The 24038-nt window shown below is 44.1% G+C and carries 3 protein-coding genes; all 3 read left to right on the top strand.

The annotated features are described in order from the left end of the window. Positions 1–554: 554 nt before the first annotated feature. Positions 555–1337 (top strand): AzlC family ABC transporter permease, encoded by a 783-nt coding sequence (locus tag ACKTR5_RS06220; protein WP_407880105.1) that lies wholly within the window; start codon positions 555–557, stop codon positions 1335–1337. Further along, on the top strand, positions 1330–1644 hold the full coding sequence (locus ACKTR5_RS06215; RefSeq protein WP_407880044.1) for an AzlD domain-containing protein: 315 nt from the start codon (positions 1330–1332) through the stop codon (positions 1642–1644). The genes ACKTR5_RS06220 and ACKTR5_RS06215 overlap by 8 nt, the downstream gene beginning before the upstream one ends. A gap of 674 nt (positions 1645–2318) precedes the next feature. Next, positions 2319–24038, top strand: a 21720-nt coding sequence (locus ACKTR5_RS06210; protein ID WP_407880043.1) for a hypothetical protein, incomplete at its 3' end; no start/stop codon positions are given.

The raw sequence follows: 24038 nt of genomic DNA, 5'->3' as shown, positions 1-24038 counted from the left end.
GGCGTCTGTTTGTGTTAGATGAGAAGAAGTCTGTGCTTTGTTTCGCGTTCATGGCAGTGAGCGTCATGAGGAGCCTCATGGACGATTTATGTCCATGGGGCGTCTGTTTGTGTTAGATGAGAAGAAGTCTGTGCTTTGTTACGCGTTTACGGCAGTGAGCCGTATGGACGGCCCTGTGGATTAAAGGATGGGCCACGATTTTCACGCAGTCCGACACATCAAGTCGCCGATTTAATGAATGACGAACGTTCTTAAATATGCTAAAAAGTTTGGTTTGCCTAATCGCATTATTCTAATTTCACCAAATAAAAGCGGTTACATTCGAAACGTCGTTCGGTAATCTGCCCCTGTATGGTTACAATGATGATTCAATCATGGTAAAATATATTCGCATTGTTTCACGGTTTTCATTTAATCTGACTGTTAATTAATTTAGGACCATGCTGGACGAAATGGTTTGTCTGACATGGCGTAAGCACGAAGGGTGCTTTAATAATGGAGGATGCATTTTGAAAAAGGAACAGGCGAACTGGCTGGCAGTGCTTAAGATCGCAATGCCGCTATGTTTAAGCTATATTCCCATTGGGTTAGCCTGCGGGGTGCTGTTACATGCCGGGGGACTAAACACTTGGTTGATTGGATTGCTATCGCTGATCGTGTATTCGGGTGGTGCACAGTTCTTAATTGCCACCATGCTGACGATTCATGCACCCATTTCTCAAATCATCATCATGCTGTTCTTCCTGGAATTACGTTATGCATTACTAGGGTCCAGTTTGTCACATTACCTGAAGAATTCATCACACCGGTTCTTACTGGGGTTTGCCTTTTCGTTAAACGACGAAAACTACGCGGTGAACTATTTAAAGTTTGCGACAGATAAATTCTGGACACCAGGCAACGCATTATTGGTGGAACATTACGCATTGTATACGTGGGCGCTATCAAACATCGTCGGGAGTTTAGTGGGCTCATCGCTAAAAATCAACCTTGTGATCGTTGATTTTGCATTAACCGCACTGTTCCTCTACATGGTAACCATGCAGGTTAAACGGCGCTTGACGTTGTTGACTGCAATACTCTCAGGGGTATTATCAGCGTTCTTCTGTGTGAGTCTTAAAAGCACACTTGGGATTGTTATTGCAACGCTTCTAGCGTCGACGGCTGGCTTTTTGGCCGATCGGGTCATTCGATCCATGGCACCAGACAGTGCGCTTTTATATAAAGTTCGTGGGCCGTCGGGAACACGTGAGATGATTAATGACCAAGAGCTAACAGAAGAACGATTATTGTCCGAAGGCCAAGACAAAGCAAAGGAACACACTGATCATGAATGATTTGGCGTTGGTATTATTAGCGGGGGTCGCTGCATTCATTCCGCGGTACTTCCCAATGTTGTTTTTCTCCAAACGGAAAATTCCAGCTTGGTTCAATGAGTGGATGGGGTTTGTTCCAGTTTCACTTTTTACAGCATTGATCGTTAAACAAATTTTTGTGACGTCAACATATGTTTTCTCGCTGGGAAACATTGCGGCGATGATTTCTGCTGTTTTGGTCATTGTTATCGCGTACTTTACACGATCAATGACGTTGTCCGTTATTTTGGGACTTTTGCTAATGTGGGCCCTGACCATATTTCTTTAAAATTTAAAAATCGTATTAGACGGCCTGTTTAAGTTAACAGGTCGTCTTTTTTCGTTTTAGAGTCATTGAGAGAATAATCCTTATTTTTCATAACCATTTACTCTTGTGTGCATTTATTTCAGTAAACTATTATAATAAATAACCATTTCGTATATTATAATTTTTCTCGAAAGAAAACGATTTTTTAATTAAAAAGACAAGATTAAATGTGCACAATTTGTTAGAATAGAAACATAGCAGGAAACCCCTGTTAACCATGTAGAGAACCTAACCAGTTCTCTCGGAATATAGTTGGATTGTTGATACGTTCCGTACAACCGTTTTTCTATGTTGACGTGCGAAAATTACTTTACAATGTAAATGATTTTATCAATATTGTTTATCATCGGTCTAACCAGCCGCTGATAACTCGATGCTATATCGGTCTAACCAGCTGATGTAACTGTGATTGATAAACTCAAATGGTACATTTGTTTAGCGATAATTAGACGGTGGTTAATTATTAATGAACTGGTATTTGTGGATGATGTAAGTTGTTCACAATTAACTGGGTTACTCAATTCGGGGAATCTTTGCTTTCTTAAACAGGCTTCATGATTCTAGTAATCAAGCAAAGGGGGATGATTCATTGATGAGCTGATTGAATCTAAATCAGAAAGGGGTGACACATAATCTTGAAATCGAGAGACAAAGTTGGCCGCTTGATCACCACGGTGTTGGCGGTAGCCATCATCATGGGACCACTTGTTTCTAATCCTGCTGCACAACTGTACTCAAACGCGACAATGACTGCAAAAGCCGATTCGCGAACCAAAAAGAGTCCAGAAAGTGCTGTTAAAGACAGCGCTCGTGACGCAAAGAGCATTGCTTCTGGTGATGTTAAGAACGTCAAGGGCGGCGCCATTGTTACAATGACGATTACACCAAGTGAAACGAACTTCTTGAAGAAGAATGAGCAGATGACTGTTCATTTTGACAAGAAGAACGTGGACTTGGCTCATTTACGTTATTCAACGAGTAGTAACGCGCCATTCTCGTACAGTCGTAAAGACGGTACAGTAACATTAACGTTCAATCGTGATTTGCAGAAAGGGAATTACCAAATTACCTTCGCTGCACCAACGAAGAATGTCAAAGCAGAAACAAGTGTTGACGCAACGCTCTTAAACAAGCAGATTTCACTGAAACCAAACGTGATTAAGTCCGTTGCTCAAGCAGCAACACAACAGCAAAACCAATCGAATGCTGCTAACCAGAATCAAAACCAGAACCAAAACGAGAACGCAACGGCTTCTAACCAAGCCACAACGCCTCAAACTAGCAATGCATCGACTGGTCAACAAGGTCAGACAGGAAATTCTTCCACTAACCAAGCACAGCCTACTGCAAGTCAGGCTGCTCAATCGACGACGCCTCAGCAAAGTGCTCAACCAGCACAACAGCAACAACAGCAACAGGCGTCACAAAATCAGCAGCAAATGACGGCCCAGCAAGCAATCGATAAGATTATGGACCACACAACGATCACGCCAGGAACAACGCAGACCGGCCAAGACGCCAGTCAAGCAAGTTCACTGAACAACGTGACAACGAGTGCGCCCAACAAACCGTCACCAGCTGCCACGACAAGTGCAGCTACCACGCAACAATCAGCAACTCAAACAAAAACAACTACAGATACAAGTACAAGTACCACAACAACTGCGACACCTGTTGCACCTGTAGCGTCAACGTCAACGACAGAGAACACCACTTCTCAGCCAACGACACCAGCTACTACGGCACCTGCAACAGCAACGCAACCAACGCAGTCGTCCACCACAACGCCTGCTACAAGCACGACAAAAGCACCAGCAACACAAACAACTGCTTCTGCTTCACAAACGGCACCAGTCACAGCGACACCGGCACCAACTACGCCGACGTCAACGCAGACACCTGCCACACCTGTAACAACCACATCAACGAGCGAGAACACCACTTCTCAACCGACGACACCGGCTGCTACAACCGCGACGACACAACCGTCCACCACGACGACCGTGCCATCAACTGATTCAACTACATCGTCATCATCACCATCAGCAACTGTAACGCCGAACCAGGATTACGTTGCTAATACTGATCAGAATGGCCACACAGTTGTTACCACACCGGAACCAACTGTTTCCGACCCTCAGACGACGCTTGATCAACAGATTGCCGCTTCAAAGAACGGTGATAACAGTAATCAAACGAACCAACCGTCTAACGATCAGGAAGATTTGTTTACGCACATTCAGGGCCGAATCGACGGATTGACTAACGGTAAGTTTAACGACGCCGAGCAATCCCAGATTGTTAAGGCCTGGCCTGGGGTCCTGAATAACATTGCAACAGACATTAATGCGGGAAAGACGAACCAAGTTTGGTACTACTCAGTACCACTTGCCACTGGTCAAAACGCATTAGTCACGATTGATGGCACTAGTGATGAGATCAACCAAATTCTGAAGAGTTTTGGTGGTCAACTCAAACCTGGTGACTTTGATCAGGCTGAAGACATCTCTGTTCTGCGGAAGTCAAAGGTTTATGCTGACTACCAAAAGACGGCAGGGAATCAATCAATGTCTGCAGCAGATGCATTCACAAACCTGTTTTCACACCTGGCGATAACATTTACGAATGATTCAACAACGCCTGCTGGTACAATCATGGCACCAGCAGCAACGGCTCCGCAAAGTGTTTGGAAGACGTTCTTAGACGCATTTAAGCAAGCTAAGAATGGCAACAAAGATGGGGCAACGACTACTAACACCACCACCGCAACGACGCAAAACTCTAGCGATGATAGTAACGCTTTGTTTAATCAAATTCAGAGTCAACTTAACAAGTTGGCAGCTGCTGGAACTTCTGTTGAACAACAAGAGATTCTTGCAGAATTGCCATGGATCTTGAATAATTTGAGTAGCCAATTGGCCAACAATTCCGCAAACCAACACTGGTTATACCGGATTCCGTTAACAACAGGTCGTTATGCAGACCTTAATTTTGACGGGACGACCGCGCAAGCAACGCAAATTATGAGTGCATTGGGTCAGAGTATGACACCTGGTGCATTTGATTCGGCAATTAACGTAACTAACTTACAAAACTCACCATTGTATAAGATCTACACCACAGTCGCAGGTTTCATTAACAACGTCAGCACGACGCTGAAACCAATTATTGACTCGATCAACAATGCGTTAGCACCCATCAAAAACTTCCTAACGGGGTTAATGGGCGGTAACTTTGACTTAAGTAAGTTGTTTAGCGCTGTCGGCAATAAGTTAGGGGCTTGGGTACAATCACTCGGGCAACAATTATCTAAAGTAGGGAATGGCTTGAAGTCACTGGGAGCACGCTTATTACCAGGCGCACTCAAAGCTTTGACGGTTGTTGTTCCAGTTGCTTTGATTTTGCCAGTTATTTTGATGGCACTGCCCGTGTTACCGCTATTGGGTAATTTATTATTAATGCCCGCTTTTGGTTTGCTACTGCCTTTGGCATTGCCACTATTTGTTGGCGTGCTTGCTCCACTAGCATTACCAATTTTATTTGCTGGTTTACCATTATTGTTGCCATTGTTACTACCAGCATTGGTATTATTACCGATTACCTTATTTAACGTTGCAGCTTTGCCAATTGCTTTAGGTGCTCTTGCTGTTCTGAACTTAGGCCGCATTATTCGTAATGCAGTACTTGTTCAATTGGCTGTTCAAACAGTAATCAATACTGCCTTAATTGGACTTACTGCGATTAATTTTGGTGTTATAAACACGATATTGATCAAGCCAATCTTAGCCGTTGCAGGCTTACTTGGTGCATTGGCACTACCATTCTTACTTGCTGTTCCAGCTGTATTATTAGCTATTCCAGCAGTATTATTGGCAGCACCACTCGCATTAGGTTTCGGGGCGTTCTTATTGAACACACCATTACGCATGCTTCGTCATGGATTAGAAGCCGCACTGTTAGCACCAGTATTAGCTTTACCACTAACACTGCTTGCTGGCGTGGCTAACTTGCTAAAACCAGTCGGATTGTCATTACTTGCGTTTGCCGCAATGAATGCACTGACCCGGATGTTTAGCCTTGGTTTGAATGCGTTTGATTCAATTGTTAATGCGATTAAAGCCGCACTGCGCATCGCCTTTGTTGGCGTGACAGCTGCCGCCTGGTTTGCATTACCAAGCATTGCACGTTTGATTTTATTCTTCACGCTGTTGCTACCTCTAGCTGGCTGGTTCTTACGTCGCTTCTTCCTTCCATTGAAGGTGATGGGTGACTTGATCAGTGCAGTGAAGGCGGGCATTAAGGTGATTTTACCAGTTGTTGCTGCTGCAACAGTTACAAATGTGATTTTAACCAGTGTTATGGGATTAAACGGCTTGTTTAACCTTGCTAACGCAACGTTGAAACCGCAACTGCTTAACTGGGGCGTTGCACTTCTGCTGACAGTATTAGCGTTCATTCCAATTAGCCTTGCCATGCTTGTTGGTGGCTTGCGGAGATTTGTCTTCCCAAGTCTATTGACACGTCTTGGTCGTGGCTTATTGGGTGGCTTAATGCTAATCCCAACTGGTTTGGCTTTATTCTTACCAGTTGTAAACTTAATTGCTGGCACATTACTGCTAGCATTGCCAACACTTCGTAAAGTTTCGAATCGTTTGCTTTTGCCATTATTCCTGCTCGGGGGCGTTTTGACCGCAGCAGTGACAAGCTTGATGACAACCATCACCAAACTTGTTGCCGCTCCAGTTAAAGCCACCGTTGCCGCCGCTGCCGGTACCGCGTTAATCACGGTACCGCTGCTACTGGCTTCGATGATTGCTCCCCGGATTGTTGCTTGGGGGCTTGCACTCCTTACAGCAATCAACTTGAGCATCGCATTGCGCGTTGCCCTTGGGATTAACGGTTTGCTGAAATATGCAATCAAAGCAATCATCAAGACCTTATTAGTTGGCGGACTACTATTAACAACACCATTGTGGATTGGACTGCCAGTCTTGCGCTGGATCCCATTGTTGGCCCTTGGGTTGACTGGGTTAAGTGTCCTAAACGATGGTTTGATTCAGATTCCATTACGAATGTTGACTAACCGCTTGTTACCACTTTTGGCCGGTGCTTTAGCAATCTTGCCATTAGTCCTTGTAACGCGTCCTGCAGTTAAGTTAGCCAGCGGACTTGGTGCCTTATTACTTGCACCGCTTGCGCTGCTGAACGTTGTCCTGCCGTTTCTTGTTGAACCAGGGAGGGCGCTTCTCAACGGCCTGACCTCGGGTCTGAGAATTTTGGCTCTCACTGCCTTTAACGCCGGCTTGCTGACGCTTGGTGGTGTTCTATTACGTAGCCTTCTTGCCGCTCTGGCCTTGGCTACCGTTCCATTCTGGTTCATCGCTCCTCTTGTTGCTCTTAATGCGCCTTTGCTCTTACTGGCTTTGAGTTTCTTCAAGAACCTTGTGATTGATCCTCTATTAAAGACTGTTTTACTCTTGCCATTAGTCTTCATGGCCATTAGTTTGGCTATCCTGCCACTGACCTTATTACAAGCGTTAGGTGCAGCTGGGCAGGGGTTATCCAATGGGTTGGCTTTATTGACTTCACCATTGTTGTACCTGTTAAACAGTATTTTACCAGCACTCTTTGCCGTACCTTTACGTCTTTTGGGTGATGGTTTAGCGCTCTTGCTTGGTTTACCAGTCTTCTTGCTTGTTTCCATTCCATTATTACTTGCTGCTTTGCTCTTGCCTGGCTTGATTGGCTTACCTGTCGCTGCTTTCTTAGCAGCCTTACCTGCCATTCCTGTTCTCCTTGGCTTAGCTGCCTTAAACGGTCTCCGTTTCTTGAATAATGGTTTATTGGATCTCCTTGGAATTGGTTTGCCATTACTCGGTGGTCTGGCTTTGGCCTTGCCAAACCTCTTAAACCCACTGGGGAACCTGATTAACGGCCTTAACTTCGGCTTGCCGTTGTTGATCGCCTTAAACGCACTTCGCAAGCTTTTAGCTGATTTATTCATCGGGATTCCGCTTCAATTGGTTCTAAACCTCTTGTTGCCGTTAGCAACCTTCTTGATGGCGCGGTTAGCCTTACCATTGCTTAATGCGTTGCTCTTCCCATTAACGTTGATCAACCTTGGCGTTTTGACCCGTGCGCTCCAAGCATTGCTTGTCACACCTGCCTTACACCTGTTGAACTTACTCGTTAGTCCGTTACTTGGCGCCTTGGTCGGCGGTCTTGCAACGCTCTTGCCTCGTTTAGCTCACGCGATTTTCGTTCATGGTTTGCTCCTTGGCTTACCACTCTTTGGTAGCTTCTTACCTGCCTTACTTCACGCCTTCCTTGGCCGGTTCTTCCTGCCTCTTGGCTTGAAGTGGTTGGCTGGTTTACCACTCCTTGCTGTGCTTGCTACTCAGGCTCTTTGGTTCCTTAATGGTGCCATCCATGCTTTGAACACCGCCTTGCTCGGTGCTTTGACTGCCTTAATTGGTAGCCAGATCGCACGACTCCTTGGTCGCACAGCAATTAACTTCCTTGCTGTTCCTTTCTTGTTGTTCGGAATTCGTCCTGTACGGTTCTTAAACAACTTGTTGGGCAGCTTCGCCTTAGTCGTTGCAGGTAACCGTCTGTTGCCTTTGACACTGGCGCTTCTGCAACGACTTACTATGCAACTTGCTACGTTAGTTCACTTCGCTATTCGCGGATTGGCTCACACTTTGAGCACGTTGTTCTTAGCCTTACCATTTGGACTGTTTAGCGTTTTAGGTACGTTTGCCGCACTTAACATGCTTAATGATCTCTTGGTTGGCGTACCCGTCCAGCTTTTACTGAACGTATTGCTGCCACTTGGCGTGCTGCTTAGTTTAGCTGTTCTCCTACCACTTGTTAGCCCATTCACGTTCATTGCGAACGTTTTACTGGGCCTCATTCCTGGTCGGATTCTTTCCACCTTGTTGTTAGTTCCTGCATTGTTGCTCTTAAATCGTGCATTAGCTTGGCTTCCTGCCTTTCTAATCGGTGGTCTCTTAGCAACTTTGCTCCCACGCGCTCTTCATGCTTTGATTCATGAAGGCCTGCTGACTGGTTTACCTTTATTTGGTCTTCCAATCGCATTACTAGCAGCAACGTTATTGAACCACGCTTTGTTACCACTTGGTTTCAAGTGGTTATCATTACTACCATTACTTGGATTTGTCCCATTATTACTGGGCGCACAAGTTCTATGGTTGATTCGTGCCGTCCGTCACGCCTTTAACACATTGTTGTTAACACTCGTGAACTCGTTACTGAATCATCTTATCTTAAGCATGTTGACCGGCCTTCCATTGTTAGCATTGGTTATGCTGCAAGGACTCTTTGGCCTTCGGCCATTCCATGCTTTAAACATTGTTTTACTGAGCATTTTGAACACGTTCTTACTGAACCGGGCTTTGCCATTACTGGCTGCACACCTTGTTAAACGGGGCATGCAATTAGTCGGTCTTGGTCACTTCCTGCTTCGGGCACTGTTCAACATTCCACTAGTTCTCTCACTGGCATTGCCAGGCATGATCGGCTTAGTTGGATTGCTCGGGTTCTTACTGGATATTCCGTTGGTCTTGAACCAGATTCTCTTAAACCACTTGTTACCACTGGCCTTAGCCTTGGTAACTCGGGTTACCTTGCCACTCTTGACGACTTTGGCTCTGCCATTGATCTTCTTAGGTAGCATGTTACGGGGTCGGTTATTATCAACGTTATTCCTAACACCTCTGATGTTATTGGCAGTTAACTTATTGAGTTGGTTACCAGGATTATTGCTCGGCGCGTTGCTTGGTTTGCAACGGACGCTGCATGCATTACTTCTGCAAGGCTTCCTTGGTTTGTTAGCCTTCGGTTTGCCTTTATTGGCTCTCGGAACTCAAGTATTGGGTGCTTTAGCAGCATTACCAATCTTCTTCCTCCAATTACTGAAGAATGCCTTTATCGTTGCGCCTTTATTGGGTCTTGGTTTACCTCTTTTGACCGCTGCCATCGTTGGCGCCGTTCTCTGGGCCATCTCACCAATTAATTGGTTCTTGAAGTTAGGGGCATTTGCGCTGGGCCTTGGCCTGTCACTTTTGACCTTACCGCTGTGGTTATTAGCTCCTGGCCTTAACTTCTTACGGCGTCTCGCCGTCCTTGCTTTGGCCTTGTTATTGCCACTCGTATTATTCAATGGGCTTGTGATGGGCGCACTGAACTTGTTTAACACAGTTCTGTTCGGCTTATTCTCCATTCCATTGGGTATCCTAGTCGGAATCCTTGATTTACTTCGTCGGATGTTCAATCATTTTGTGATGAACACTTTAACGAACCTGACCTTATTCGGTTTAGGATTATTACTATTCACTGGTTTAAAGGTGCTTGTTGACATTGCGAAGACATTATTACACGTTGGCGTTCTTGCCTTTGTGATTTTGCCAATTTTGCTTGGTGCAACAGCACTTACGACCCTCGTATTATCATTACTGAACGGCCTAGTTACACTTGGTGCAACATTATTAAACAATGTCGTTCTTAACGGCTTGTTATTTGCTGCATTAGCCGGATTAGGCTTACTACCACTGATTAGTTCACAAATCATTTCAACAGGGGTTCGTGCATTTACACTGGCCGCTGTCCTAACGCTTGGCTTGTTCTTGGGCTTACTACGTTTGGGTAACCGTTTAGTATTGAGCTTTGTTTTAGGCTTGATCAACACGGCGACAAAAGCGGCTCGGAATATTGCCGGTGCATTGGCTGGTTTAGGGACAATCGGTACGGTTTTGGCGGCCTTAACGCCAGTTCCTGGTCACCTCTTACTTGCTGCTGTATTGTTTGGGTTGACTACGTTACCACTCGCATTATTCTTGATTACGTTGCCACTATCACTGTTGACTGGCTTGAACAATTTGATTGCTAAGGGCTTGGCATTACTGTCACTCTTGACGATTCCATTGAACTTGCTGAACACTTTGATTGCAGCCATCGTCATTAGTGGGGTGGTTAAACTTGGGTTAGACTTGCTTAACTTACCAATTCTATTGTTAACGCAAGCAGTCTTACTCGGTTTCATTGGTTTGCCGTTGTTGTTATTGAATGGCTTACTTAAATTAGGTGCTACGCTTGGTCTTGGCGCATTAGCATTAGGGACGAGTGTTCTTGTTCCGTTACTTGTCTTGAATGCCATCTTGTTTGGTCTATTCTCAGTGGCTCAACCACTGTTGGCGCTGATCTTACTTGGCTTGCCAAGCTTATTACCATTCTTTAACCTGAACATCTTCTTGCTGGGCTTATTACCACTGCTTGGTCTAGGAATCAACGGGTTGAAGTTACTCTTATTACCACTACGGATGTTAACTGACGGGCTTGGCTCATTACTGGCGTTCGGTTTGACGCTTCTTGCCACACGTCTATTTAACAAACTGTTTATTATTCCTGTATTAACAGGGATTGAAACGCTGGCTTTGCTTGGTCTTCTTGGTCTATTAGCTCTACCATTGACGCTGTTGAACAATCTGTTATTAAGCCTCTTACCAGCCTTAGTTGCTGGTCAACTAGCGCGCTTAGTCCGTTTATTGTTCGGTGGTTTACCATTCTTCCTCGGAACATTATTGGTTATTTTGTTACCGTTAGTGATTAATGGGTTACTGACAGCATTAATTCCTGGGTTAAACCTGATCACAGTTCCACTTGGCTTGTTAGCATTATTGGCAATTCCATTGGCACTATTAGGGATGTTAGGTAACATCGTTAACGCTGTGTTAGTTGGAATTGTCGTTAAACACGCAATCCGGTTATTACTTAACCTGCTTGCTGACGCGTTGGTATTGGCAACGCTACCGCTCATTTTGGTTGGCGGATTGCCACTAGCAATTTTGGCCGTTCTAGCAATGAGTGTCCTTGCACCATTAGCAGGTCTCTTGTTAGCACTCGGCATGATTTTGTTACCAATTGCTTTGTTGATGTTATTGGCACTGCCATTCGTGATTTTCTCAATGCTAGCCTTATTACCAGTATTCTTACCGGTCTTGCTAGTATTGATTCCATTACTTTTGCCACTGTTATTACCAACAATGTTATTGGGCTTCTTCTTTAACCAAATTCTCTACTGGTTCTTGTCACCAATCTTCTTGCAGATCCTAATCGATCCAATTACAGACCTCAAAGCTTTCATCATTAGTCTGTACACGATGTTCATTAACCCAATTTTCTATTGGGCATTTGCTATCATCTGGATTCCCGTTACGATCTACACATTTATTGGGATGTTTGTTAACTGGTTAAACCCACTAAACTGGTTATTTGGAGGTCTAGCCACTGCAGCATTACTTGCCTTACCAACACTGCTTGTCTTAGCATTGCGTGCATTCATCCACCTCCGAATTGGCGTCTTATTAACGCTGAATCCATTGGCTGGAATCCCTGCATTCCTATTGCTTGGCCTTGCACGAGTAGGGACGTTGTTACTGCTTAATGCATTCGTCATCAATACTTTTATTGCAACATTGCCACTGACAGTTTATCTTTTTGCTGTTATCGTCCTCGACTTTATCATCGTCTTCGCTAACGCATTGTTAAACTTAGGAATCAATGTGCCAAACGTATTAACAGTTTGGATCATCGTACCGTTGGAAACAACGTTAGGTGTAACGTTCACACTGTTTAATATCGTTGCAATGTTGGCCCTTGATGCACTACTAACGATTCTGTCAGTACCAGTTATCGCTGGGACGACACAGTTAGCCTTATTATTGGCCACACTTGCTAATCCGTTAGCAGCGTTAGCTGCAATTGGCCGTTTTGCAGTCATTGGTTTGTCATCTGTAGTTGCATTCCTTGCAGGTGTCTTCGCCATTGCTGAAACATGGTTACCAGCAGTATTTAATGCTGCAACATTCTTGTTCTACTTGATCTTCGCTAATCCAATGTGGATGTTGGCTCAATGGACCGGTTTAATTCCAATTATCGGTTGGGCTGTTCAATTGGTCACTGACTGGATTTACATGCCAATTGGTTACTGGGGAACTGCTGTTATTGCTGTCTTCTCGTTCGCATTGTACTTCCGTTTGATCATTCCACTCGTATTCTCTAGCGTAGTGGGCGTTATCATGCTTGCTTCGATTCTTCCAGTTGTTTTATTAACACTGCCAATTGCTTTACTGGGAACGTTAGCCTTCTATGGTTTAACAAACCTGGTTGCAGGAATCGGAACCTTACTATTCTTGATCATTCCTAGCATTATTATTGGTTTACCTGCATTAGCCGTGATTCTGTGGTTCTTAGCACCGATTTTCCTCCAATTGCTGGTTAACCCAATTACAGATATGAAAGCATTCTTCATCAGTCTGTACACAATGTTTATTAATCCTGTCTTCTACTGGGCCTTTGATGGCATCTTTATTCCAGTAACGATTGGGTCATTTATTGGAATGTTCATTAACTGGTTGAATCCACTTAACCTGTTATTCAAGGGCTTGTCATTGGCTGCTCTGTTGGCTCTGCCAACACTGCTGTTCTTGGCGGTTCGCGCGTTATTCCATCTGCAATTAAGTTCATTATTAACGTTAAACTTATTTGCTGGTGTGCCTGCCTTCTTCACGATTGGTCTCGCGATGTTAGCAGGGTTCAACATGTTAGGACTGTTCTTCTTGAACACGTTCATTGCAACATCACCAATTATTGCTTACATGTTTATTGTCATCGTGATCGATGCGATTCTGGTCTTTGCAAACGCCTTATTGAACTTAGGAATTAACGTTCCAAACGTTCTAACAGTTTGGGTCATTGTTCCATTACAAGCTAACCTAGGTGTTCTGCTTACGATGATCAACATCGTCGCAATGTTGTTGCTCGATGCTGGTGCTGCCATTGTTACTTTGCCAATTTTTGTTGGCTTACTACAATTAGGACTAGTATTGGCCGCTTTGGCAAACCCACTAGCTGCATTAATTGCAGTTAACCGGTTTGCAACAATTGGGATCGCTTCAATTGGTGCTTTCTTGCTCGGTGCGTTCATGTTAGCTGATACATGGTTACCAGTCGCATTTAACGGCATCGCATTCCTTTGGTACCTGATTTTGGCTAATCCAATTTGGATGTTGGCTCAATGGACGGGGTTAATTCCAATCATTGGTTGGATCGTTCAATTAGTCACTGACTGGATTTACATGCCAATCGGTTACTGGGGGACTGCATTAATTGTAGTAGTCTCATTTGCACTTTGGCTTCACACGATGGTGCCACTCGTATTCTCTGCTGGTATCGGGATGATGTTGTTATTGGCAACGTTGCCAGTGATTTTACTGGTACTACCAGTTGCACTTATCGGTGCGCTTCTTTTTGCAGGCGTAACGGCATTGAATACACTAGTACCAATGCTCTTAGTAGCTATTCCAACTGTGATTATTGGAACTGCTTCACTGATTTTGATCACATGGTTCTTAGCCCCAATTGCATTACAATTGATGGTTAACCCAATTACAGACTTCAAGGCATTTATTGTTGCTCTGTACACGATGTTTAATGATCCAATTTACTTCTGGGCCTTTTCAATTTTCTGGATTCCTGCAACGATTTACTCGTTTGTCGGGACCTTTGTAAATTGGCTAAACCCACTTAATTACTTGTTCCTTGGCGTATCACTGTTTGCTTTGTTGGCGCTGCCAACATTAGCTTTAGCAGGGATTCGTGCCTTCGTACATTTACAACTTAGTTCACTATTAACACTGAACTTCTTTGCCGGTGTACCTGCATTCTTGATGCTCGGGATTGCTGGTTTAACTGCGATAAACTTATTTGCAACGTATGTTCTAAACACGTTTATCGCTACTTTACCATTGGTAATTTACCTGTTTGCAGCTCTTGCAGTTGACTTTGCTGTCATCTTTGCAGACGCATTCCTTAACCTGGGGATCAATGTACCGAACGTGTTAACAGTTTGGGTCATGTTGCCATTAGAAGTAACGTTAGGTGTCGTATTGACAATGTTCAATGTTGTGCTTACGTTGGTTCTTAATGGTCTTGTCACTATTTTGGCATTGCCAATCTACGCGGGATCATTGCAACTAGGTCTACTGTTGGCAGCATTGGCAAACCCATTAGCAGCACTGATTGCTGTTAACCGTTTTGCCATCATTGGGTTGTCATCAGTCCTAGCATTCTTTGCCGGGATTTACATGATTGCTCAAACTTGGTTACCAGCAGTGTTTAATATGGGAACCTTCCTGTGGTACCTGATCTTTGCAAACCCAGCGTTTATGCTTGCTCAATTAGTTGGATTGATTCCAATCATTGGTTGGATTGTTCAATTGATTACCGACTGGGCTTACATGCTAATCGGTTACTGGGGGACTGGGGCACTTGGTGTTCTGTCCTTCTCACTGTACTGGCGATTTGTAATGCCACTTGTCTTCTCAGTAGTTATTGGGATGATGAACTTAGTCGCAATTCTGCCAATCTTCTTACTTGTTTTACCGATTGCGTTAGTTGGAACGGTTGTAACCTTTGGTGTTACAGCACTACTGGCCGCACTTGGGACATTGTTACTTACGATTCCTGGTGTGATCATTGGTATTGCTGCACTGATCCTGATTGTTTGGTTCTTGGCGCCAATTACGTTACAACTTCTTGTTAACCCAATTACGGATATGAAAGCCTTTGTTATTAGCGTCTACACGATGTTCATTAACCCAATTTTCTACTGGGCCTTTGCCATTATGTGGATTCCACTAACCTTTGGATCGTTCATTGGGATGTTTGTTAACTGGTTAAACCCATTTAACTATCTAACAATTGGCCTAGCCTTAGTTGGCTGGTTAGCATTACCTGTCTTACTCTTCTCGATGATTCGGGCATTTGTTCACTTACGGGTAGGGGCGTTATTAACGCTGAACCCAGTCGGTGGCTTACTCGCTTCGATGATTTTGGGAATCGCCCAGTTAGGTGCCGTTCTGTTACTAAACGGATTATTCTTGAACACGTTTATTCCAACAGTGCCATTGGTCATTTATCTTTTCGCTGTCGTCATTGTTGATGGATTGATTGTCTTCTTTGATGCTTTTGCCAACTTAGGGATCAATGTGCCAAACGTCATCACTGCTTGGGTCCTTGTACCATTAGAAACGTCACGTGCGCTGATCTTTACATTAATTAACATTGTAGGAACGCTGCTTGCAAACGGCGCATTGATCATTGGTTTATTACCAATTATCGTGGGGTCGTTGCAGCTCGGCTTAATACTGACGCTTCTTTCTAATCCGTTAGCGGCTATCATTGCTGCTAACCGGTTTATGATTATCGGGCTGTCATCTGTTGTCGCATTTATTGCGGGGATTTACTTGATTGCTCAAACCTGGCTTCCGGCTGTCTTTAACCTTATTACCTTTATCTGGTACACAATTTTTGCCAATCCAGTATGGATGTTGGCTCAATGGATTGGTTTAATACCGATCATTGGGTGGATTGTTCAATTGATTACTGATTGGGCTTACATGTTACTAGGTTACTGGGGGACCGGGGCGCTTGCTGTTCTGTCCTTCTCACTTTATTTCCATACTGTCTTACCGCTTGTCTTCTCAGCTACACTTGGGATTATGATGTTGCTGTCTGTATTGCCAGTTGCATTATTACTTTTGCCAATTGGGTTGATTGGAACGGCATTGTTCTTCGGTGCAGTTGATTTAATCGCTGCTGCAATTACGTTACTGCTTGCAATTCCTGGTACCATCATCGGGGTTGCCGCTTTGATCCTAATTGTTTGGTTCTTTGGGCCACTGTTCTTACAGTTGACAACGAATCCAATTGAAGACTTTAAGACATTTATCTTAGCAACGTATACAATGTTTATTCATCCAGTTCTCTATTGGGCTTTCTGGATTATCTGGATTCCGTTAACGATTAACTCCTTTATCGGAATGTTCCTTAACTGGTTGAACCCATTGAATACCATTAATTACATCATTAGTTGGTTTGGGTTGTTTGGCGGTCCAATAACTGCCTTGCTAACATTCCTCTTTATTAATGCCGTTAAGTTTGGTTCATTGATCCTACCGTTTAACTTTAACTTTGCAAGTAGCTTGGTCAGTCTCGTTGCGATTACTGCTAGTGAAGCATTGTTGCTATTAACGTTTATCAACATTGGGATCATTCGGCCAGCATTGATGATCAGATTACAATTGATTACAATTGCTAACTTGGAATTAGTAATTGCGTTCATCGTTGTCTTCTTGAATGCACTTGCTAACTTAGGGATTAACACACCGGTTACGTTAACCATGTGGGTCGTAATGCCGTTGTTCGTTATTGTGCCAGTCTTCTTGACATTGATGAACTTCATCGTAATGATGTCGTTAGATAATGTTACATTGTTGTGGTCATTGCCGTTAGCCGGTTTGGGAATTGCAGTCGGGCTGTTGGGCGGAATGCTTGCACACCCACTGATGATTCCGGTAATTCTCTTAACACAAGCATATCTGGGACTAGTTACACTCGGAACATTCTTTGCTGGAATGTTTATGATTGCTGAAGAATGGTTGCCACATACGTACTCATTATTAGCTTCAATTTGGTACCTGATTTTCTCTAACCCATTATGGATGCTCGCTCAATGGACTGGATTAATTCCATTCATTGGTTGGGCCGTTCAATTGGTAACCGACTGGATCTACATGCCAATCGCTTACTGGGGTGCCGGAATCATTGCCGCTTTGTCATTCTCCATTGTTGTTATGGGTGTGTTCTGGCAAGCATTCTCAGCCAATATGATTGGCTTGTCATTGCTTGTTCCATTAGCGCCACTAGCGATTTTGCCGCTATTAATGATTACACCATTGCTGCTTTCCATTCAGTTAGGGATGTGGTTAGCTTCAACGATTTTGATTAAATTAGCCTTCGGGTTGGTTGATCTATCGTTTGAATTGATTCCACTCTTGACACTTGCAATTAGTTTATTAGCATTAGCAGCGTTAGCTTTGCCATTACTGTTAGTCTTTGGACCACTTTTATTGCTAGGCTTGCCACTATTGTTACTGGGCTTACCACTATTGTTACTGGGCTTACCATTGCTTGTGGTACCAGCACTCTTACTTGCAGTGCCAGTACTCTTGCTTGCATTACCATTGTTACTACTGACGGTCTCATTATTGACAGCACCACTTCATTTATTAAATGATGTTATCTCTAAGGGACTTGCTGTTTTGACAACGTTACTTGCAAATGGTCTTGGCTTATTACCGTTAGACCTACTGAACTTGGCAATCTTGAACTCAATCTTAGCGTTGAACGTTTTGACGCTCATTGCTAACTTGATTCCTGGATTGCTTCACAAACTTGTTACAGTACCGTTATGGTTATTGTCACTTGTTGGCTTACCACTGTTGTTATTAAAGCCGTTTATTAAGCTGAACTTACTGAACAACTTGATTGCGTCAACTCTTTGGAAGACGCTCGCTTTATTAGCAACGTGGCCAATCTTCAAAGCAGTTACAACGCTGATTAATGGGTTACTTGATTTGATCAGAATTCCATTACGAGCATTGCTGATTGGTTTACCAGTATTCTTAGGTGCCTTGTTATTGAATAACATGGTCCTTGGACCAATGCTAAACATTTTATTGCCGCTGGTTACGGCGTTAACTGTTGGCGGGTTATTAACAGCACTGAATGTTGTGCAAACATTATTGGCTGGCTTTAACTTTGCGCTTAGCGCACTGGGTCTAATCTTACCAATTCTGAACCTTGTTAGAAGAGCTGCCTTCTGGGCATTACTTGGTTGGCAACTCTTAACAGCACCGTTGCACCTCCTGACTAACTCATTATTATTAGCCGGTCCTGCATTGTTAACTGTTCTGAATGTGCTGTTAGGTAACGCACTTGCAAAGTTGTTATTACTGCCAATTGTGAACTTGTTATTGCCAGTTCTAGCATTCTTAGCAACGTTACCATTGAAATTACTGTTTGATGCACTTGCATTACCACTCATTTTAAGCGCAGGGTTATTGTTGCCATTGTTGGCAGCACATGCACTTAGCTTGTTGAAACTCTTGCCAGACCTCGCAACCTTGTTTGGCAACCCAGTCTTGCATGCATTAATGAAGGTCACTAAGTTACTCTTGTTACCATTGTTCTTACTAACATGGCCATTAGTACTTACCCTTGATTTAGCTGATAAGTTGTTGTCTGCAAACAACCGCTTACTCATGTTGCCATCCAAGATCGGGAACTTATTGAAGGATCTGCTCGGCCCATTATCATGGTTGCCACTGAACCTGTTGAACAACGGGTTGGCAAACATCTTACGGCCACTGGTTGCCTTAGCGATCCTTGGTTTACTTCTCTTACCAATTGGCCCAATTAAGTGGTTACCAATCTTAGCACTGGTACCTGTTTGGTTGAACTTGTTAGGGAAGGGCTTAAAGACATTTGCTAATGGCCTCGGCGATTTAGCACTTGCCGCAACGTTACCATTACTGGCTGGTGTACTTGCGTTAGCGATGACGCCATTAATCAGTGCATTGTTGACGTTACCAGCGTTTGTACTGGCACTGAAGGCCTTGACTGATTTAAACTTCACGTTATTCAAGACACTCTTGCCAGCGTTGATTCTGGGTACGCTCGTTGCACTGAATGGTGGATTAATTAACGCATTACTTGGTTTGCCACTCCTCTTACTACAAGGGTTAAAGGCATTAGTAACAGGCAACTTATTACTCTTGCTTGGCTTACCTGGTCTTGTACCATTCCGCAACTTGTTGTTAGCGGGGATGTTCATTCTTGGCTTCCTCCCAGCACTGATTAACGCATTGGCTTTGCCATTTGAACTATTTGTTAAACCAGTTCTTGATTTAATTCGGAATATCGCTTTGCCGCTTTTAACCTTTGTGACTTTGCGTGGATTAACACGGTTGCTTGGATTCGGTCCAATTAGTAAGTGGCTGAACCCATTGACTTGGATTAAGTCATTAAATGCCATGTTATTACCAGAATTACTTTTAGGTCTGTTGACTGTACCAGTTCTTCTGGCAGCCTTACCAACTCAAGGTCTCTGGTTGGCTCGCGTGATCACATACGCACTGGCAACACCATTATTGATGGCGTTGGCAACGTTACTGACACGTTCGTTAGCGCGTCACCTTGGTCGCTTCTTGACACTTGCTGTCGGCGGTCCGCTGTTACTCTTCGGATTGCGGCCACTGTTGGCACTGAACACCGCCATTAAGAGCCTTGTTAAGGGCGCTGCTTTGAACCGGATCGTGCCACTTGTTCTTGATAACCTTGTTAAGAACATGATGCGGATTGGTTCAACCTTCGTCTTCGTTCTTCGTGGTTTGCGTCACCTTGGCGAAATGCTTCTTGGCTTCGTCATCGCACCAGGTGTCCTTGGATTGTTCGGGATGGTTCGGACCATTAACGACGCCGTCGTGGGGATCCCACTGGCCTTGTTACTGAACCACATCGTGCTTCCATTGATCACTTGGTTTGCACTTCGGATTATGTTGCCATTGCTCTCACCATTAGCCTTCTTGGCTAACTTCGTGATTGGCGGACTGTTAGGTCGCTTCCTCACGACGGTATTGGCATTACCACTTGTTTGGTTGACTAATAGCTTGCTTCAATGGTTACCAGGATTGTTGTTAACTGGTTTGACAACGATCATGCCACGGTTGATTCATGCCGTTCTAAACGACTTATTGATCGGACTACCATTATTTGGTGGTTTAACCATCTCAAGTCTTGGTCAATTACTTCGTTGGTTATTGTTACCACTCGGCTTCAAGTGGTTGGCTCTGATCCCAACGCTCCCACTATTACTTGTCCTACCATGGGCAATTCGCACGGTCCTTCACGCACTTAACACGTTAGCCTTAACGTTGTTGAACACGCTGTTAGCCCACGGATTGTTCAGTACTTTGACAAATGTGCTTGGATTACCATTAATGATCTTGTTTGGATTGTTTGGCCTACGGCCATTACGCTTGCTTAACAACTTGTTGAGTGCGGGCCTGCACACCATCTTATTCAACTTGATTGCACCATTTATCCTGAGTGGATTGGCTAAACACGTGCTGCGGTTGCTTGGTTTTAACCGCTTCCTGCTTCACGGATTACTCAATCTACCAATGTTCATCTTCAACTTGCCAAACATCTTACCAGAATTCCTTGGTAACTTGGGCTTGCTGAATGGGTTAGGGGATCTGTTCTTCAGAATCCCAGTTCAACTCTTGTTGAACCGGATCTTGCCACTCTTAACATGGTTAGGCACACGACTCTTACTGCCAGGCTTGAACTTGCTGATTGGTTTGCCATTGACAATGCTGATCAACATGCCACTTGGACGGGTATTGTCGACACTGTTCTTAACACCATTGTTGAAGTTAGGTAACGATCTGTTGAGTCTGTTACCAGGTCTGTTATTCGGCTTGGCAACGATGTTGCCACGTATCTTAACTGGACTGCTTGTTCAAGGACTGACTGGATTACCACTATTTGGTGCCTTACTGCCAACATTGCTCGGGCTGGTTACCCGTCACGCATTGTTGCCACTTGGCTTCAAGTGGCTGGCATTCCTGCCTGGCTTCCTTGGCAAACTTGCAACCTGGTTACTCTTACCACTTGGCTTCAAGTGGTTAGCCTTGATTCCGTCCTTACCATTACTGTTACCTGCACTTTGGCTTGGGCTTGGGTTACAACATGCGTTGAACACGTTGTTACTTGTCCCATTAAACGCCGTACTCGCAACTGCCTTGATTAACGGACTGAACCATGGTTTGATCAACTTAATCGTCGTTCCATTCACTCTGTTTGGCTTACGGCCATTACACTTGATCAACACATTATTAGGGACATTTGGTTTAGTTTGGTTATTGAACCGTGCCATTCCAACACTCCTTGGTGGATTAGCTGGCTTGCTGGTTGGTCTCACCGGATTAACGTTCTGGACACTTCGTGGCTTGAACAATGGGCTTCAATTTATTGGCTTGCCAGGGATCCTTGCATTAGCTGCGAGCCTTGGTTTCCTCAATTCATTGCTCTGGTTAATTGTTGGATTACCACTTAGTTTTGTACTGAACGCAACCTTACCACTGATGACTTGGTTTACCCTTCGCGGCTTGAACCGGTTAGTTGGGTTACCGTTGACTGTGATCAACCTTGGTCTTCTTAACCGGATCATTTTAACCGCACTCACATTGCCATTAGTAGTGCTTGCTGGACAATTACTTGGTGGTTTAGCACCAGCTATGTTAGGTGGATTTACCGTTGCCGGTTTACGCTTACTGATTAGCTTGTTAACACCATTAGTTGCTCTCGGCTTACCACTCTTGGCACAATTACCATTAGCGTTGGTAGATACCATCGCTAAGTGGTTGCTCTTACCATTCGGCTTCAAATGGCTGTCATTCTTACCTGGTTTAATTGGTATGATTGGAAGCTGGTTGTTGTTACCACTTGGTTTCAAGTGGTTGGCATTAGCACCACTGTTCAACCTTGGCTTACCATTATTGTCCGGGTTACCACTACTCATTAACGGCTTGTTCTTACTGAACACGTTACCTGCTAGCTTACTAGCCGGCCTCCTGTTTGGTCTCCCAGCTGCTTTACTTGGTGGACTACTCGCACCAGCATTGGCATTACCATGGTTGCTGTTCGGCTTCCACCCATTGACAAAACTATTCACCTTGTTGAATAGTTTGCTTCTGACTGGCTTGGTAAACTTATTATTACCAACGCTGATCGCTCTGGGTCAAAAAGCTTTGATGAACTTAGCTGGTTTAGCATTGCCATTACTGAACTTGTTAGGAACATTAATTCCACTTGGATTGTTAGCACTAACCTTGTTTAACTCACTGGTTAAACCAATCCTTAACCTTGGCCGTCAACTTCTTCTCGGATTAGTTGCGCTGCCGTTAACATTGCTTGGGTTAGCTAAAGCAATCTTCGATACGATGGTTCGCTTACCATTACAAACGTTCTTACTGTTTGCTTTGCCACTTGGTTTAGCGACATTGAATTTTGTTGGTTTGTTACCATTGAACTTGCTCAATGTGGTAGCTATTGGCTTACCATTGCTTGGGCTGTGGGCGCTGAATTCTGTTCTTCGGTTCTTGACACCTTCACTGTTCGGAGCGTTCTTGGCAAACGTCTTAAAGAATTTGCTGAACCGTTTGGGACATGTGATTAACGGGTTGAACTTCTTACTTGGAAACCCACTCGGCTTCTTGTTGAACTTACCGTTATTGATTATCGGTGGTTTGCTTGGGCTAGGAAAAGCATTACAGAACTTGATTCCAAACTTATTCAAGAACTTGCTGATCTTAGGCGCTTTGGATAACCTCGGAACATTCCTGTATGCCATCGGTTTACCAGTTGTTCTGTTCTACCCACTGATTGCCGCATTACGGTTGATTCCAACTGTTGCGATGATCAAGACATTACTTGATCCATTGTTACAACTGATGATCAACGTTCCGTTGCTTGGATTAGTTAACTTATTGGCACCCGTTCTGGTTACTGGTTTGCTCTTACCAATCTTTGTCAACGCACTGGTTAAGTCATTTGTCTTAACACCACTGGCTGTCTTCCTTGGTTTATTCCCATTGTTAGACTTGCTGGACGCAATGGCATTACCAGTAATTGCTGGCCTCGCTGGTCTTATCGGCTTGTTGCCAATCATCGGTTTATTGAACAACATGCTCTCTGGCACAAAGATCATTGTGTTACCAATCATTATCAGCATCTTGGTTCCGGTCTTCCTATTACCACTTGGTTTAGGATTACCACTTGTCCTCGTTGGTTTCGGCTTACCACTTGTTGGTTTAGCACTACCGTTACTTGGATTGATTTTAGGATTCTTTGGATTAGGGTTACCATTCCTTGGTTTATCATTACTGTTGCCAGTTCTTAGTTTGTCACTATTAGTGACATTGCCGCTGGTTACGGCAGTGTTGCCAATCTTGGTACTGGTATTGGCACCAGTTCTGCTAATTGGTTTTAACTTCGTGTTCTTACCAATGATTCTACCTGGATTCTTCGCAATCTTAGTACCGATCCTGTTACCACTTGTGCTCGTCGTTGGCCTCCCTGTACTGGGAATCAATGTGTTGCCACTCCTTGGAGCACTTGGCCTAATTGCCTTAGGCGTCGTTCTTGATTTAAACGGAAAAGTCTTACAACTACTTGGTATCTTGATCGAGAAGCTTGGTCGCTTCCTCGACATGACCCTTGGCTGGTTGCTTGGTTTGATCGTTAACGTAATTACTTGGTTGCATAACTTCTTAACCTCATTACCAGTTTTGAATCTTGACCCATCATTCTCGATGGATCCAATTACCGTCACGAACGATCCGATCACTGTTTATCCTGTCTGGTTACCA

The sequence above is a fragment of the Furfurilactobacillus entadae genome, from assembly GCF_045862745.1.
Taxonomy (GTDB): Bacteria; Bacillota; Bacilli; order Lactobacillales; family Lactobacillaceae; genus Furfurilactobacillus; species Furfurilactobacillus entadae.
Note: the sequence above shows the minus strand (reverse complement) of the source record. Positions and strands in the feature narration are given on the sequence as shown.

Excerpts from the sequence above, each read along its gene's own strand:
- ACKTR5_RS06220 (WP_407880105.1), top strand. The coding sequence starts at position 555 with ATGCCGCTATGTTTAAGCTATATTCCCATTGGGTTAGCCTGCGGGGTG.
- ACKTR5_RS06215 (WP_407880044.1), top strand. The coding sequence starts at position 1,330 with ATGAATGATTTGGCGTTGGTATTATTAGCGGGGGTCGCTGCATTCATT.